The sequence below is a fragment of the Microbacterium sp. B35-04 genome (genome assembly GCF_010634885.1).
GTDB lineage: Bacteria > Actinomycetota > Actinomycetes > Actinomycetales > Microbacteriaceae > Microbacterium.
This window is the reverse complement of the sequence record NZ_MWLP01000058.1, coordinates 1-16,249: the sequence shown is the minus strand read 5'-3', so window position 1 is coordinate 16,249 and position 16,249 is coordinate 1. Positions and strand designations below refer to the sequence as shown.

Below are 16,249 nucleotides of genomic sequence, written 5' to 3'. Positions count from 1 at the left end.
CCGCGCGCGACCACCGCAGGCGCTGCCGCCCGCTGAGGAAGGAGACGACGGTGCCCGACCACGTGCTGTCCATCGATCAGGGCACGACATCCACCCGCGCGATCCTCTTCGATGCCGCAGGCGCCGTCGTCGCCGTCTCTCAGCGCGAGCACGAGCAGATCTTCCCCCGCGCGGGGCAGGTGGAGCACGACCCTGTGGAGATCTGGACGAACACCGAATGGGTGATCGCCTCATGTCTGTCGCGCGCCGGGATCAGCGCGGCCGACGTCGCCGGCATCGGCGTCACCAACCAGCGCGAGACGGCGATCGTGTGGGAGAAGCGCACCGGCCGGCCCGTGCACAACGCGCTCGTCTGGCAGGACACGCGCACTCAGCCGCGCATCGATGAGATGACCAAGGTCGGCGGCCCCGACCGGTTCGCGGACACGACGGGATTGCCGCTGGCGACGTACTTCTCGGCGTCGAAGGTCGAATGGATCCTCGACCACGTCCCCGGTGCGCGCGCGGCGGCCGAGGCCGGTGACCTGCTGTTCGGCACACCCGACACCTGGGTGGTGTGGAACCTCACGGGCGGCGCCCGCGGCGGGATCCACGTCACCGACGTCACGAACGCATCGCGCACGCTCCTGATGGACCTGCGCACGCTCGACTGGTCCGACGAGCTCCTGTCGACCTGGCGCATCCCGCGGGCGATGATGCCCGGCATCCGTTCCTCGTCCGACGTCGTCGGGCACTCGCAGCTGCCGTCGGTGCTCGACGGCGTGCCGATCGCGGGCATCCTCGGTGACCAGCAGGCGGCGACGTTCGGGCAGGCGGCGTTCGACGCGGGCGAGTCGAAGAACACGTACGGCACCGGCAACTTCCTCCTCGTGAACACCGGGACCGAGATCGTGCGCTCGCGCAGCGGCCTCATCACCACGGTCGGCTACCGGATCGGCGACGAGCCCGCGCGGTACGCGCTCGAGGGCTCGATCGCGGTGACCGGGTCGCTCGTCCAGTGGCTGCGCGACAACCTCGGCATCATCCAGCGCTCGGAAGACGTCGAGACGCTGGCCGCGACGGTCGACGACAACGGCGGCGCCTACTTCGTGCCCGCGTTCTCGGGGCTGTTCGCCCCGTACTGGCGGCCGGACGCGCGCGGCGCGCTGGTCGGCCTCACGCGGTACGTGAACAAGGCGCACATCGCGCGCGCCGCCCTCGAATCCACGGCGTTCCAGACCCGCGACGTCATCGAGGCGGTCGTCGGCGACACCGGCCGCACGCTCGAGGAGCTGCGCGTCGACGGCGGCATGACGCGCGACGACCTGCTCATGCAGTTCCAGGCCGACATCCTCGGCATCCCCGTCGTGCGTCCGAAGGTCGTGGAGACGACCGCCCTCGGCGCGGCCTACGCGGCCGGGCTCGCGACGGGCGTGTGGAGCGGCCTCGACGAGCTGCGGACCCACTGGCAGGAGGACGTGCGCTTCGAACCGCGGATGCCGGAGGACGAGCGCGAGCGACGGTTCCGGCAGTGGCGCAAAGCCGTGTCGAAGTCCCTGGACTGGGTCGACGATGACGCGCGGATCCTCATGGACACGATCGGCGACTGAGTCTCCGGGGTGCGGCAGGCTGCGCGGGGGCAGGCTGCGAGCACCGCATGAGGGCGCAGTGGTAGCGTCGCGCGCGTGCAGCAGGAACCGCCGGAGAGGCTCGAGGGAGACCGGAGCCCCTCGAAACGGACGACCGGCACGGCGGGCGACCGCGATACGTTCGATGACCTGCGCTCGCGCATCGTCGCGGGCGACTACCCGGTGGGGACGCGTCTGCCCAGCGAGCTCGAGCTCGCGGCGCACTACGGCGTCTCCCGCACGTCGGTGCGCACGGCGCTCGCCCTGCTCTCGCGCCGAGGACTCATCGAGTCGCGCCCGGGCACCGGCTGGTTCGTCCAGCCTGGACAGACCCAGGGCTTCGACCGGATGCGGTCGTTCACGCAATGGGCGACGAGCCGCGGCCGCAGTCCCGGCGGCATGATCTTCTCGCGTCGATGGCGGCGTGCGACGGCCCGCGAAGCGCGGATGCTCGACATCGGCACGGGAGTGGAGGTGCTCCATTTCACCCGCATCCGCACGCTCGACGGGCGGCCGGTGATGGTGGAGCGCTCCACGTGGGCACCGTGGGTCACCGGACTCATCGAGACGCTGCCGGACGACGTGGTCTCCACGACGCGTGCACTCGCGGACGGCGGTATCGCGGTCGCGTTCGGGAACCACCGCATCGAGGCCGTGGCGGCGTCGAGCGAGGACGCACGTCTGCTCCGCGTACGCCGGTCGAGTCCGCTCCTGCAGGTGCAGCGCGAGACGTTCGGTTCCAACGGGCGGCCCATCGAGTTCGGCGAAGACCGCTACGTACCCCACACGATCGCCTTCGAGGCCCAGGCGGCCGGCGTGGCGGAGCAGCCGCGCACCGCGCCCGGCCTCTGAGGCGGTGCCTGTTCGACCCACTGTGCGCAGTGGGTCGGCGAGATCGTCGCATCGGGGCGTGAGTCCGCCGGATTGTCCGAGGCCGTTCACCTCGCCGACACCTGGGGCCCGTTACGTGGCGTTGTTCCGCTTCCGGACTCTCGAAGGACGCCGCCGTGTCGAACTCACCCGCTTCCCACCGCTCGCACATCCATCCCTGGATGGCGCGGGTCGTCGCCACCGTCGCGACCGCCGCCGTGCTCGCTTCCGGGATGACGGTGCCCGCCCAGGCCGCCGTCGACCCGGAATCGCTCACGCTCGAGCAGCTGCGGGAGCCGCTTCCGGCTGCCGACCTGCTCGATGTCGAGTTCGCGGACGGCACGGCCGTCGACCGCTCGCCGCGGGCGCGGGCACTCACGGCCGGGGCGGCGGCGACCGTCGCCGACGACGAGGAGGTCGGTTCTCAGGTCGCGGTGGGCGCTGCCGGAGCGCAGTCGGCGTGGCAGACCCCGCTGTGGTCCGACGCGGACTACGCCGCTCTCGCCGACGACTTCGCGGTCGAGGCCACCTTCCGCATCGATACGCCGATTGCCGGCTCCGACGTGGTCGCCGTTGTGAGCGGCCAGGAGGAGGGCGGAATCGGCCTCGACGCGCACGCCGCGGACGATGCCGGGTACACGCTCCAGCTGGCGACGGCCGGTGGGCCCGCCGCGGATCTCGAGTACGGCCGTTGGTACCACGTCGTCGGCTTCTTCGACGGATCGCGGTCCGGTCTCTACGTGGACGGCGCGCTCGCAGCGGCCGTGGACACCGCCTCGTTCGACGTCACGCCGAGCGCCGACGGTGCGCACTCCGTGGTCATCGGAGGCGACGTCACCGCGGACGGCGCAGTCAGCAGCACGTTCGGCGGGCGCCTCAAGAGCACGGCGATCTACAGCCGGTCGCTCTCCGAGCTGGACGTCTACCGGCTGTCGAGGCTGAGCCTCACGTCGCTCGACACGGTGGCACCCCTCGTCGAGGTCGCCGGCGACGTTCCGGCGACGGCGACGCTCGGCGAGCTTCTCACCGTGCCCGGCGCCGAAGCTCTCGACGACACCGGCGCCGACGCCGAGGTGGTCGTCACGGTCGGCGGACCGGACGACATCGAATCCGCTATCACGCCCAACGGCGACGGCACGTACAGCTTCATCCCGTCGCTGGACGGCACGTACACGCTCTCCTATTCCGCGGTGGACGAGGCGGGACACATCGCTCGCGAGCCTTTCACCATCACGGTGGGCGACGGCAGCATGCCCCCGGCCGCAGAGGCTGAGGCTGAGCCCGAGGCGGGGCCGGCGACCGAGGCCGGTGCTCTTGCCACCGACCCGCAGACGTCGGCCGACGCCGACGCCGACGCCGATGTCACGTTCGCGGCGATCGGCGACATCCATGACAGCTGGAGCGAACTGGGCGAGGCCTACGACTTCTGGGACGCGCAGGGCGTCGACGCCACGCTCTTCGTCGGCGATCTCACCAACAGCGCCACCGCGTCGGAGTTCCAGGGACTCAAGGACACGATCGACTCGAAGGCCGGCTACGGCATCCAGCTCGTCGCCGCGCTCGGCAATCACGATGTGAGTTCGCTCGGCTCGTACGACCTCTTCACCAACTCGACCGGCGGCCAGGCGCCGAATGCGGACTACGTCATCAACGGCTACCACTTCATCACCGTGAGCCCGGGTTCGGGCACGCTCGACACCGCGACGGGCCGGCCGTCGGTCGCGAGCTCGGGCAACTACGCCTACGCGGCCGCGTGGGTGCAGCAGCGCCTGGCCCTCGCCACGGCCGAGGATCCGACGAAGCCGGTGTTCGTCCTCGTGCATCACCCGCTGAAGTGCACCCACTACGTGTCCAACGAGTGGTACGGCTCGGGCCTGACCAACGGCCAGTGCGGCTCGCAGCTCACCTCGGTTTTCGACGGCTTCCCGCAGGCGGTCGTGTGGGGCGGTCACATCCACACGCCGCAGAACATCTCGTCGTCGATCTGGCAGGGGCAGGAGGGACGATCCGGCACCGGCGCCACCCAGGGCTTCACGACGGTGAACGCGCCGCCGCTGGCGTACTTCGAGTTCGAGTCTGGCGTGGTGAACACCAGCCCCACGAGCCGCGGCAACGACAGCACCCCGGATGACGCGGGCAACAGCCGCCAGACGGCCATCGTCGAAGTGCGCGGATCCGAGGTCACCATCAAGAACTACGACCTGCTGGCCGATCAGTGGATCGATCAGACGTGGACGTGGGACGTCGCCGACGCGATCGACACGAGCCTGTCGTACGACGAGCGCTTCCCCCTCAACAACACCCATCGCGCGAGCCAGACCTCCGCGCCGGTGTGGCCGGCCGGCTCTGCGGTCGCGGTGACGGGCATCGCGAGCGACAAGGCGATGGTGACTTTCCCGCAGGCCGTTCCCGCACCCAACGCCGTGCAGGACATCGTGCACAAGTACCGCTACACGACGGTGGATGTCGCCACCGGCGCGACCGTCAACACATTCCTGCAGTGGTCGGGCTTCTACAATCTGCCCCTGCCCGCCAGCCGCAATCACGAGGTCTGGGGCCTGACCGCGGGCCGCGAGTACGAGGTGCGTGTCACCCCCGTGAACACCTGGGGCAAAGAGGGCGCGGCGCTCACCGCGCGCTTCACCGCGGGTGAAGGCGGCACCACACCGGGCCAGCCGTTCGACCCGACGGCGCTGACGTTCGAGCAGCTCGCCGAGCCCATCCCGTCGGCCGATCTGCTCGACATCGACTTCGGCGGCGGCACCGTCGCCGATCTCTCTCCGCGTGCGCACGCCGTCATTCAGGGGACCGCTCCGATCGCGGTCGACCCCGTCCTCGGCAAGGAAGCGGCCACGTACACCGCTGATTCGGCCCAGGGCTCGCGCATCGCCTGGTCGGACGCCGACTACGCCCTCACCCAGGACGGCTTCGCGATCGAGGCGCTCGCCAAGGTGCCCGCGATCACGACCGAGCGCGACATGATCTCCAACACGCAGACGTCGGGGCAGGGTCTCGAGATGCTTCCCGGCAGCGTGGCGGGCAAGGTGACGCCCGAGCTGTGGGTGCGCCTGGGCGGCAGCTACGTCGTGGCCCGCGCGACGAATGCGCTCACCGCAGGCGAATGGGCGCACGTGGTGGGACAGTACGACGGCGCGGCCCTCAAGATCTACGTCAACGGCGTGCTCAAGGCTCAAGTCGCGGCATCCGGCAACGTCCAGAACCCGTCGGGTGCGGCGCGCTCGTGGGTCATCGGCGGCGACATCTCCTCGACCGGGGGCGTCGAGTACCCCTTCCAGGGATCGATCGGCCTCGCTCGCATCTACGGAGCCCCGCTGTCGGAGAAGGACATCTACCGTCTCTCGACCCGTGAGCTCACGGCGAACGACACCGTTGCACCGATGGTCCGCGTCGTGCCGCCGCCGCCCAGCAAAGGCACGGTGAACGCCGCGTACACGGCGCCTGCGGCGCAGGCGGTCGACAACTCCGGCCGCGTCACGGTCACCGCGGCGGTCACCGGACCGGACGGCGCCTCGCTGGCCGTCACGCCGGTGGAAGGCGGTCGGTTCGCCTTCACGCCGGTCGCGACCGGCGACCACACGCTCGTTTACACCGCGACCGACAGCGCCTTCAAGCAGGCGGAGGCATCGTTCACCGTGTCGGCCATGGGCGAGGGGACGTCGCTGACGCCCGATCCGGTCGTCGCTTACACGTTCGACGGCGAGACGGGCTCGACCATCGCCGACCGCACGGGCAACGGGGTGGCGGCGACATGGCGCGCCGGCGTGGAGTATCTGCCGGGCATACACGGAACGGCCGCGCATGTGAACGGGCAGAACAGCTTCCGCTTCCCGGGGGTAGCCGGCCTCACCGACGCGGCGGGCGACTTCTCCGTCGAGTTCTGGATCAAGCAGACCTCGTTCACGGGTGACGCCTGGATCTTCTCCAATCGCCCCGACGGCAGCTGCGGCGACGGCTTCTCCCTGTTCAATGCGACGGGATCCGACGGCGTGCTGACCTCGTGCTGGGGCACGGCGGGCGCGAAGCAGTACGCCGACCCGTGGGGCACGAACGGCATCAACGGCACGTGGCACCACATCGGCGCCGTCGTCGACAGGTCGGCACAGCAGATCCGCTACTTCGTGGACGGTGCGCTGACCGGCACGAGCAGCGCGGGGTCCGTGACGGCCGGAAGCATCTTCAGCTCCTCGAGTCCTTGGTGGTTCGGCTACAACGGCAGCTACTCGCCGACCATCGACGCGCTCGTGGACGACTTCGCCTTCTACGACGTCGCTCTCACCGCCGGCGAGATGTCCGATCGCTTCGGCGCCGGCCTCGGCCCGGTGCAGCACGCCGTGACCGTCGGCGACGCTCCGCACGGTACTGCGTCGGCCGACGTCGCGGCCGCCGTCGAGGGAGCGACCGTCACGCTGACGGCAACGCCCGACGCCGGTTATGAGCTCACGGGATGGCAGACGACGCCCGAGGGCGTCGAGATCGGCCAGGACGGCACCTTCACGATGCCTGCCGCCGCTGTCGCAGCGACTCCGGAGTTCACGCCGATCGCCTACGCCATCGCCTTCGATCTCGGCGGCGGCAGCGCGGACAACCCCACGACGTACACGATCGAGTCGGACGCGATCACCCTCGCGGCTCCGACGCGTCCTGGCTACGCGTTCGAAGGATGGACCGGCACGGGACTCGACCGTCCGACGATCGAGGTGGCGATCCCGTCCGGATCGCTCGGCGACCGCGCCTACACGGCGACCTGGCGCCCCGTCGCCGCGGACCAGACCGTGCCGACCGTGACGGTCAAGACCGAGTCGAAGGGCAAGGACGGCGTTTACAGCACGGTGTCGTTCAAGCTCTATGACGCCGGGAAGATCGACAAGGTGGAGCTCAACGGAGTGCTGAAGGATCTCGTGGACAACGTCTGGAGCGACCTCAACGGCGTGAAGCCCGGCGTCTTCGGCGCCGTGGCCGGGAAGAACACCCTCGAGGTGTCGGATGTGGCCGGAAACGTCACGACCGTCGCCTTCACCCTCGACATCACAGCGCCGACGGTGATCGCCAAGGACGAGCCGCTGGCGGGCGTCGGCGGCTATGAGGCGGTATCGTTCAAGCTCTTCGATGCGAGCAGCGTCGACCGCGTGGTGCTCAACGGCACGGTCAAGGATCTGCAGGACGCTCCCTGGAGCGACCTCAACGGCGTGAAGCCCGGCGTCTTCGGGGCGGTGGCGGGCGAGAACACCCTCGTGGTGTACGACATAGCCGGCAACTCCACGACCGTGACGTTCACGCTCCGCCAGCGGCACGCGGTGACGGCGGACTCGGCCGGTCACGGCACCGCGTCCGCAGACGTCGCGAGCGCGCTGACCGGCGCGACGGTCACGCTCACGGCGACGCCTGACACCGGCTACCACTTCAGCGGCTGGACGACGACGCCCGCGTTCGTGGCGGTCGCGGCGGACGGCACATACACGCAGCCGGACGCCTCGGTCGCGGCGATCGCCTCGTTCGCCGCCAACGCGTACACGGTGGCGTTCGACGCCAACGGCGGCTCGGGCGCGCAGCCCGCGGCCTCCGCTGCCTATGGCGAGGAGCTGGTGCTGCCGGCCGTGGCGTTCACGCACGAGACCGACGTGTTCGCAGGGTGGGCTCTCACGCCCGGCGGCCCGGCGGTCTTCGCCGACGGAGCGACGGTGAGCAATCTGACGGTCGAGCATGATGCCGTGGTCACGCTCTACGCGATCTGGAAGCCCGCCCCTCCGGCGGCCTGGCGCGCGAGCGTCGTCTACTTCGGCGGCGAATACGTGCTCTACCGTGACCGCGTGTATCAGGCGCAGTGGTGGACCCAGGGGATCGCACCCGATTCGGTCCGCAACGGCGCGTGGGCCGAGGTGGGCGCCGAGATCAGCACGCCCCAGGGTGTGGTGCGCGCCTGGACGGCGTCGTGGACCTATCTCGGCGGCGAGATCGTCGCTCACGGGGGACACCTGTTCCAAGCGTCGTGGTGGACACGCGGCGATCAGCCCGGCACCGGCGGGAAGTCGCCGTGGAAGGACCTCGGTGCGTACTGACCTGCCCAGCGGCGCCGCCCCAGCGCGGCGCCGCCCGCGCAGCGTGCTCGGCCTGCGCAGCGTGCTCGGCCTGCGCAGCGTGCTCGGCCTCCTGGTCGCCGCGGTCTCCGTGATGCTCCTCGCCGCCCCTGCCGCCGCCCACACCTACGCGGCGACGGTGTACGCGAAGCTCTCCGAATCGGAGCCGGGGCTCGTTCGGGCCGAACTCGACATCGAGTACGTGCTGCTCGCGACCGACGGCGCCCGCGCCATGGACGATGCGGCGTTCGAGCAGGACGCGTACGACGATGTCCAGGCATCCGGGCAGGATCCGACGAAGCTGACCACGCGAGTGCTCGAGCAGTACTCGGAGACGGTGCGGGCGTACGTGCTGCCGCGATTCACGATCGCGGCGGGCGCGGAAGCGGATGCCTCGGCCTGCCCGAACGAGCTCGTCGAACCGTATTCGATCACGTACGTCGACGGCGTCCCGCACGCGCACCTCGTGCTCGAGGCGGACTGTCGCGCCACCGCTGCGGAGGAGGGTGGGACATACCGGGTCACGACGCAGTTGTTCCCCGGCACGGATCCCGGCGGCAAGACCACCACGGTGGTGACCTACGATCTGCTGGCCGGCTCCGGGGTCGCGAGCCTCGACACCGACGCCGGCCCGACGATGACGACGTCGCAGGACTGGGGCGCACGGATGGGGGAGTTCTTCATCCTGGGTGCCGAGCACCTGCTGTTCGGTGCCGACCACATCCTGTTCCTGCTCGCGCTCATCGTCGCCTCGCGGCGCCTGCGCGACGTGGTGGTCGTCGCGACCGCGTTCACCGTCGCGCATTCGGTGACGTTCATCCTCGCCGCCCTGGGGGTCGTCAGCGTCCCCGCGAGCATCGTCGAGCCGATCATCGCCCTCTCGATCGCCGTCGTCGCGCTGTGGTTCCTGTGGGGGCTCTGGCGCGACCGCGGCTCCGTGCAGGAGCTCTACGGCCCCGGCGGATCTGCGTACATCGGGTCGGGGCCGGTCGGACCCGGACCCGCCGCGGCCGGCACGCGGCCGAAGAGGTCCGGCGGCACCGCGGTGCTCGAACGTGCGCCCGCGATCCTCGAACCCCGAGTGACCGCCCGAACCGGGCAGTTGGGCTTCACGCGGGCCGATGGGCTGCGGGTGGGCATCGTCTTCGTCTTCGGGCTCGTGCACGGCGTCGGCTTCGCCGGGGCACTGGGCATCGACGAGCCGTTCTCCTGGGGACTGCTGGGTGCGCTGCTGGTGTTCAACGTCGGCATCGAAGCAGCCCAGCTCAGCATCGTCGTCGTGGTCTTCCCGCTTCTCCTGCTGCTGCGGCGCTCGCGGCCCCGCGTCGCGATGTGGGTGGCCGCGATCCTCTCCGCCGCGGTCGCCGTCGTCGGACTGTTCTGGTTCGTCGAGCGGCTGCTGGGCGCGTAGGGCTACTTCAGCAGTCGCGACAGCCGGCGGTCGGCGAGGATCTTGCCGCCGGTCTGGCACGTCGGGCAGTACTCCAGCGAGTTGTCGGCGAAGAAGACGCTGCGCACCTCGTCGCCGCAGACCGGGCAGGTCTCACCCCGACGCCCGTGCACCTGCATGCCCCGACGCTTGGCGTCCTTCAGCTCGGCCGGGGGTTTGCCGGATGCCTCGGCGACGGCATCCGTCAGCGTCTCGGTCATCGCGTCGAAGAGCCGGGTGACCTCGTCGTCGGTGAGCGAGGTCGCGAGGGCGTAGGGCGACATCTTCGCCGCGTGCAGGATCTCGTCGGAGTAGGCGTTGCCCACCCCCGCGATCGTCGCCTGGTCGCGCAGCACGCCCTTGATCTGGGTGCGGCGTCCCTCCAGCAGCCCGGCGAGCGTGTCGCGCGTGAAGGCCGGGTCAAGCGGGTCGGGCCCGAGTCGTGCGATACCGGGCACGTCGGCGGGGTCTCGCACGACGTACACCGCCAGCGACTTCTTCGTGCCCGCCTCGGTGAGGTCGAACCCGGCCCCGTCCGAGAGCGCGACGCGCAGGGCGATCGGCGTCTTGCCCGGCCGGATGATCGTCTTCGGCAGCTCGTCGTACCAGCGCAGCCACCCGGCTTTGGCGAGGTGGAACACCAGATGCGGCCCGGTGGTCGCGAGGTCGACGAACTTGCCGTGTCGCGCAGCGCCGGTGATCTCGGCATCCGCCAGGGACTCGATCGGCGGGTCGTACGTCTTCAGCGCCGCGATGTTGGCGACCGTCGCTCGCGCGATGCGCACACCGGTGAGCCGCTCGCGGAGGAAGTCGACGAGCCCCTGCACCTCGGGCATCTCGGGCATGCGCTCATCCTGCCACGCGGCGGGGACACCGGGGATCCGCGGGCGGAAGCGAGTGGTCGGTCTCCGCGTTCGGGCGTGCCACAGCTCCTCCTCAACGACGCACCAGACCCCCTCGGAGACCGGTGTTCCAGGGCTCGCCGATGCCCCGCAATAGCGCAGGCGGAGTTACGGCACGCGCCCGCAGGAACAGCTCCTCCACAGAAGCCCAGCACTGCAAGCTCTCCACAGGTCCGTCCCGGCCCAGCCGGCACCGCCGCCGCAGATCCCACGATGGGGCCATGCTCGATGCGCAGCAGGCCGTCACACGGGCGTACCTCACCGCGGCCGGACTGAGCAGGCGGGGCATCCGCCGCGCGATCACGGAGGGCACGCTGGTGCGCGTCCGCCGTGATCGCTACATGTCGGCTCTCTCGACGGACGCGATGCGCCAGGCGGTGCAGATCGGTGGCCGCCTCACCTGCCTTTCGCTGCTGCAGCTGCTCGGGGTGTTCGTCTTCGAGAACACACGACTGCACGTGCACATCGCGCGTGGCGCGAGCCGGCTGCGCTCGACCGGGATCGGGAGCGGCCGGCTGAAGCCGATCGACCAGCGCAGTGAGGTGCTGCATTGGATGCCGCTCCTCGGTGTGGTCGCGGCGGATACGGCGGTCGTCGGCGTCCTGGACGCGCTCGCGCACGCCGTGCTCTGCCAGGCGCCGCGATTCGCCGTTGCGACGATCGACAGCGCATTGAACAAGAAGCTGATCCGCAAGCGGGACGTTCTTCGACTGTTCGATGCCCTGCCGGCTCGGTTCGGCGTGCTCGAGCCGCTGGTGGATGGACGAGCGCAGGCCGGGTCGGAGACGATCGTCAGGCTCTGGGTACGAGCACTCGGGTGCGCGGCTGTCCCGCAGGTGTCGTTCGCCGGTGTCGGCTTCGTCGACCTCCTCGTCGACGGATGGCTGGTCATCGAATGCGACAGCAAGCAGTATCACTCGAGCTGGGAACAGCAGCTCAAGGACTACCGACGCGACCTGGCGTTGGCTCAGCGCGGATATGTCGTGCTGCGGCTGACCGCCGAGGACATCCTCTACCATCCCGAGCGGGCGCAGGCGGCAATACGCGGGCTGGTCGACGCGCGCCGAGCGGTTGCGCGCGGCTGACCGCGGATGCCGGTACCGGTTCTGGTGCCCGTGCCACAATTCCGCCTGAACCGGGCGTCAGGTCGAGGAGAGCCGGAGAAGGCCGCGAGCCAGGGCGCCGCGTGCCCCGATCCAGGCGGAGTTGTGACCCCGCTCGGGGTGCGCCAGATGTCGTGGTGGTGAGAGTGGCCGGCTGCGGACGCGGCATCCGCCCCCCTCTCACGCGCGGACAAGCGGGCATGCGCACACGCAGGAATGCGGAGAGGGTCGAGGGGTGGCCCGTGCCGTAACTCCGCCTGAAGGTTGGCTTCAGGCGGGCACGCCGCGCGAATCCGGTGTGCGGGCACGCGCAGGTCTGAGTGCGGACGGAGTTGTGGCGCGGCCCCGCGGTGGTCAGTCCAGCGCGGGCCAGGACTGCGGGGTGCGGTCGTCGGTGGCGAGGACGCCGGCGATCCAGCCGTCGTCGCGGCCGTGCGAGCCGACGAGCGCCTGCCGCAGCGTCCCCTCGTAGCGGAAGCCGAGAGTGCGCGCGGCGCGCGCGGAGCCGACGTTACCCACGACGGCACGCCACTCGATGCGATCGAGGCCCAGTCCCTCCGGCGAGAAGCCCCAGTCGATCACAGCGCGGGCAGCTTCGACCGAGAGGCCGCGCCGACGCGACCACGGCGACACCCAGTATCCGAGCTCCCCGGAGCCGCGTCCGTCGAGGCGGTACAGCCCGATCATGCCGGCCAGCACCGAACCCTCACGCATCGCCCAGCTGACATGGGCGCCGCTCTGCCAGTCGGCGGCGACACGCGGTACGAACTCCTCGGCGTGCCGGCGTTCGTACGGGGAGGGGACCGGCGTGTAGCGCTGGATCTCGGCATCCTGGCACGCCTCGTAGATCGCGTCGACGTCGCCGTCAACCGGCAACGACAGTTCGAGGCGGTCCGTTCGCAAGATGGAGGGCTCGATCCCGCCCACGCTACCGGCCCGCGCCCTGGCTCAGCGAGACCGGCGCAGGAGGCCGACCTTGTCGTAGACGTCGTCGAGCGTGCGGTTGGCGACCGCTTCGGCCTTGGCGGCGTTCGCGGCGAGCACGCGGTCGAGCTCGGCCGGATCGTCGAGAAGCTGCAGGGCGCGCTCGCGCACAGGACCGAACTCGTTCACCACGACCTCGGCGAGGCCCTTCTTGAAGTCGCCGTAGCCACGCCCTGCGTACTCGTCCTCGATCGCGGGGATCTGCCGGCCGGTGAGGGCCGCGTAGATCACCAGCAGGTTCGAGACGCCGGGCTTGGCCTCGCGGTCGTAGCGCACCGAACCCTCCGAATCGGTGACGGCGCGCATGACCTTCTTCGCCGACACGGCCGGGTCGTCGAGCATCCACAGCACGCCGGCATCCGACTCCGCCGACTTCGACATCTTCGCCGTCGGGTTCTGCAGGTCATAGATGCGCGCCGTCTCCTGCTGGATCACCGGCATCGGAACGGTGAACGTCTGACCGTAACGGCTGTTGAAGCGCTCGGCGAGGTCGCGCGTGAGCTCGACGTGCTGCTTCTGGTCGTCGCCGACCGGGACGATGTCGGTCTGGTACAGCAGGATGTCGGCCGCCATCAGCACCGGGTAGGTGAAGAGCCCGACCGAGGTGACCTCCGAGCCGTAGCGCTGCGACTTGTCCTTGAACTGCGTCATGCGCCCGGCCTCGCCGAACCCGGTGACCGTCGACAGGATCCATGCCAGCTCGGCGTGCGCCGGCACGTGCGACTGCACGTACAGCGCTGATTTCGACGGCTCGATGCCGGCGGCGATGTACTGCGCGGCCGTGCGGCGCGTCTTCTCGCGGAGCTCCGCCGGATCGTTCGGCTGCGTGAGCGCGTGGAGGTCGACCACGGAGAAGAACGCGTCGTACGACTCCTGCAGATCGCGCCACTGCATGAGGGCCCCGATGTAGTTGCCGATCTGGAGCGAGTCGGCGGAGGGCTGCATGCCGGAGTACAGGCGCGGTTTGCTCATCCGTCAAGTCTATTGAACGGATGCCGCGGCCCCGCGCCCGCCCACCGACCCGGCGGGCTCACCTCGGTCGCCCGCCGCCGCCTGGGCGATCAGTGGCCGATCGTGTAGTCCGCCACGACGGGGGAGTGGTCGCTCCAGCGGGTGTCCCACGAAGGTGCGCGCACGACCCGGTAGTCGACCACCCGGGCGCCGAGCTCCGGCGTCGCGAGGTGGTAGTCGATCCGCCACCCGGCGTCGTTGTCGAACGCGCGTCCGCGCATCGACCACCAGGTGTACGGGCCGTCGACGTCGCCGTGGAAGCGGCGCCCGATGTCGACCCAGCCGAGGCCGGCGCCCCGCGAGCCGTCGGCACCGGTCACCTCGGCGCCCTCCTCGCCGAAGAAGCGATCGAAGTACGCGCGCTCGCGCGGCAGGAAGCCGGCCTTCTTGATGTTGCCCTTCCAGTTGCGGATGTCGAGCTCGCGGTGGCCGACATTGAGGTCGCCCATGACGAGCGCCAGCGGAGACGCGGCCTTGAGCTGCGGCATCCGCTTCTCCATCGCGTCGAGGAAGGCCCACTTCGCGTCCTGCTTGGGCGTGTCGGCCTCGCCGGTGTGCACGTAGGCGCTCACGACGATGAGCCGCTCGCCGTCGATGTCGAAGTCCGCCTCGATCCAGCGGCCTGCGCTGTCGAGGACTTCGGCTGCGTCCTCGGCGGCCGGGCCGAGCACGCGGCGCACCTCGATCGAGGGGATGCGGCTGGCCACGGCCACGCCCGCTCGCCCCTTCGAGAGGGCCTCGTCGTTGACGATCTCCCAGCCGGGCAGAGCCGCCCGCAGCTCCTCCTCGGTCGCCCGCACCTCCTGCAGGGCCATCACGTCGATGTCGGCGGCATCGAGCCAGTCGATCATGCCTTTGCGGGTGGCGGCACGGATTCCGTTGACGTTGACAGAGGCGATGCGAACACGGCGAGACACGACGGCAAGACTATCCGCCACCGCCGACACTCATTCGAACAGGCTGCCGGCCTTCTTCTTCTGTGCCGGGGGAGTGGCGGCCTCGACCTGGGCCAGCTCCTGCTCCGCGGCGCGTACCGCGCGGTCAGCGGCGAACAGGCGGTACCACGGCGCGGTCTCGCGCGCCTCCCGCGCGGTGCGCAGGCGCACCCGGGCGGCCACCAGCAGCGCGGCATGCTCCGCCGCGAGCCGGTCGGCCTCGGTCTGGGGGAGCAGCGGGACCTCGTCGTCCTTCGCCGCGACCGCGACCCATGCGGCCGCGACGAGCATGATGATGCCGATGATGCGGAACCACAGGAGCAGACCGACGAAGATCGCGAACGTGGCCAGCAGTGCGTTGGTCGGCGTGTAGACGAACAGCCAGCCCGTGAACAGCTGCAGCACGGTGATTGCGCCGCCGCCGAGGAGTGCACCGGGCCAGATGCGCCGCCAGGGGAGTTGCGTACCCGTGAGGTACCGGATCAGCCCGGCCAGCGCCGCGCTGAAGATCGCGAACGAGATCAGGATCGAGCCGACGCTCGTGGTCACTCCCACCCAGCGCGACGCGTTGCCCCATCCGAATAAGGCGAACACCCACTCCAGCGCCCACGTGCCGAGCGTCGTCGCGGCGAAACCCACCACGAGGGCGAGGGCGAAGACTCCTGCACCGATGAGATCGCGTGCCTTGAGGTAGAAGTAGCTGCGGAGGTCGGGCGGCAGGCCGAAGATGTCGCGCACCGCGCGGCGCGTGAACGTCACGAAGCCGATGGCCGTCCAGATGAGGGTGCCGAGGGCGATGATGCCGGTGACGCCGAGCACGCCGGCATTGCTCGTCGCGACCTCGGTGACCTGCGCGGGGGTGAACAGCCCCTCGTCGCTGATCAGGCCCGGGATATAGCTGTTGATGAGGTTGATGAGCCCGGCGACGGCCTCCGAGCTTCCGCCCAGCCACAGCCCGGTGGCGGCGAACGCCACGTAGATCGCGGCGAACGTCGCGAACAGCGCCTGGTAGCTCACGCCCGCGGCGAGCAGGAACCCGTTGTGCTGCAGGAAGTGACGCCACACCCGCACCGGGAACCACGCGAGGGTGCGCTGGGTGATCGCCGTCGCCCGGCTGATCGGCTGGTCGAAGCGCTCTCGCAGACTCTCCTGCGTCGCCTCCCAGCGGGCGCGGAGAGACTCCTCCTCCCGCTGCGCGGCATCCGCCTGGTCGCGGGCCTCTTCGTGGCCCTGAGCGCGAGTGGGGTCTCGGCCGTCGGAGTCGTTCCGTTCGGTCACGGAAGTCACACTATCGACAGACGGATGCCGCATCG

Annotated in this window: 10 protein-coding genes; 5 read left to right on the top strand and 5 right to left on the bottom strand. The window is 70.2% G+C overall.

From position 1 onward, the window contains the following. Nucleotides 1-50 precede the first annotated feature (50 nt). From glpK to B1729_RS13650, 4 genes are all read left to right on the top strand, one after another. A complete protein-coding gene (glpK, locus tag B1729_RS13685) occupies nucleotides 51-1,589 on the top strand; it encodes a glycerol kinase GlpK (protein WP_163617640.1) in 1,539 nt (512 codons plus the stop codon). Between the two features lie 75 nt (nucleotides 1,590-1,664). Then, entirely contained in the window at nucleotides 1,665-2,459 is a 795-nt protein-coding gene (locus tag B1729_RS13680; protein ID WP_163633247.1) for a GntR family transcriptional regulator, read from the top strand. Nucleotides 2,460-2,614: 155 nt separating this feature from the next. Further along, the gene (locus B1729_RS20620; protein ID WP_204318924.1) at nucleotides 2,615-8,554 is read left to right on the top strand and encodes a LamG-like jellyroll fold domain-containing protein; all 5,940 of its coding nucleotides are present in this window, start codon (nucleotides 2,615-2,617) and stop codon (nucleotides 8,552-8,554) included. Next, complete coding sequence (locus B1729_RS13650; protein WP_239539643.1) at nucleotides 8,544-9,983, top strand: HupE/UreJ family protein; 1,440 nt, start codon at nucleotides 8,544-8,546, stop codon at nucleotides 9,981-9,983. Before B1729_RS20620 ends, B1729_RS13650 begins: the two co-directional genes overlap by 11 nt. A 2-nt stretch (nucleotides 9,984-9,985) precedes the next feature. Here B1729_RS13650 and B1729_RS13645 read toward each other — a convergent pair whose 3' ends face one another. Then, the gene (locus tag B1729_RS13645) at nucleotides 9,986-10,846 is read right to left on the bottom strand and encodes a DNA-formamidopyrimidine glycosylase family protein (protein WP_163617643.1); all 861 of its coding nucleotides are present in this window, start codon (nucleotides 10,844-10,846) and stop codon (nucleotides 9,986-9,988) included. 278 nt (nucleotides 10,847-11,124) lie between these two features. On the opposite strand from B1729_RS13645, the gene B1729_RS13640 reads away from it, so the two are divergent. After that, a complete protein-coding gene (locus B1729_RS13640; RefSeq protein WP_163633245.1) occupies nucleotides 11,125-11,988 on the top strand; it encodes a DUF559 domain-containing protein in 864 nt (287 codons plus the stop codon). A gap of 372 nt (nucleotides 11,989-12,360) precedes the next feature. On the opposite strand, the gene B1729_RS13635 is transcribed toward B1729_RS13640, so the two are convergent. From B1729_RS13635 to B1729_RS13620, 4 genes are all read right to left on the bottom strand, one after another. Then, nucleotides 12,361-12,924 carry a GNAT family N-acetyltransferase gene (locus tag B1729_RS13635; RefSeq protein WP_163617656.1) on the bottom strand — a complete coding sequence of 188 codons (564 nt, stop codon included), beginning with the start codon at nucleotides 12,922-12,924 and terminating at the stop codon, nucleotides 12,361-12,363. Nucleotides 12,925-12,954: 30 nt separating this feature from the next. After that, nucleotides 12,955-13,962, bottom strand: a complete 1,008-nt coding sequence (trpS, locus tag B1729_RS13630; protein ID WP_163633243.1) for a tryptophan--tRNA ligase — start codon at nucleotides 13,960-13,962, stop codon at nucleotides 12,955-12,957. An 89-nt stretch (nucleotides 13,963-14,051) separates the two neighbouring features. Next, nucleotides 14,052-14,918: an exodeoxyribonuclease III gene (locus B1729_RS13625; protein WP_204318923.1), complete on the bottom strand. Its 867-nt coding sequence runs from the start codon at nucleotides 14,916-14,918 to the stop codon at nucleotides 14,052-14,054. 30 nt (nucleotides 14,919-14,948) lie between these two features. Next, nucleotides 14,949-16,214 (bottom strand): YihY/virulence factor BrkB family protein, encoded by a 1,266-nt coding sequence (locus B1729_RS13620; protein ID WP_239539642.1) that lies wholly within the window; start codon nucleotides 16,212-16,214, stop codon nucleotides 14,949-14,951. Nucleotides 16,215-16,249 lie beyond the last annotated feature (35 nt).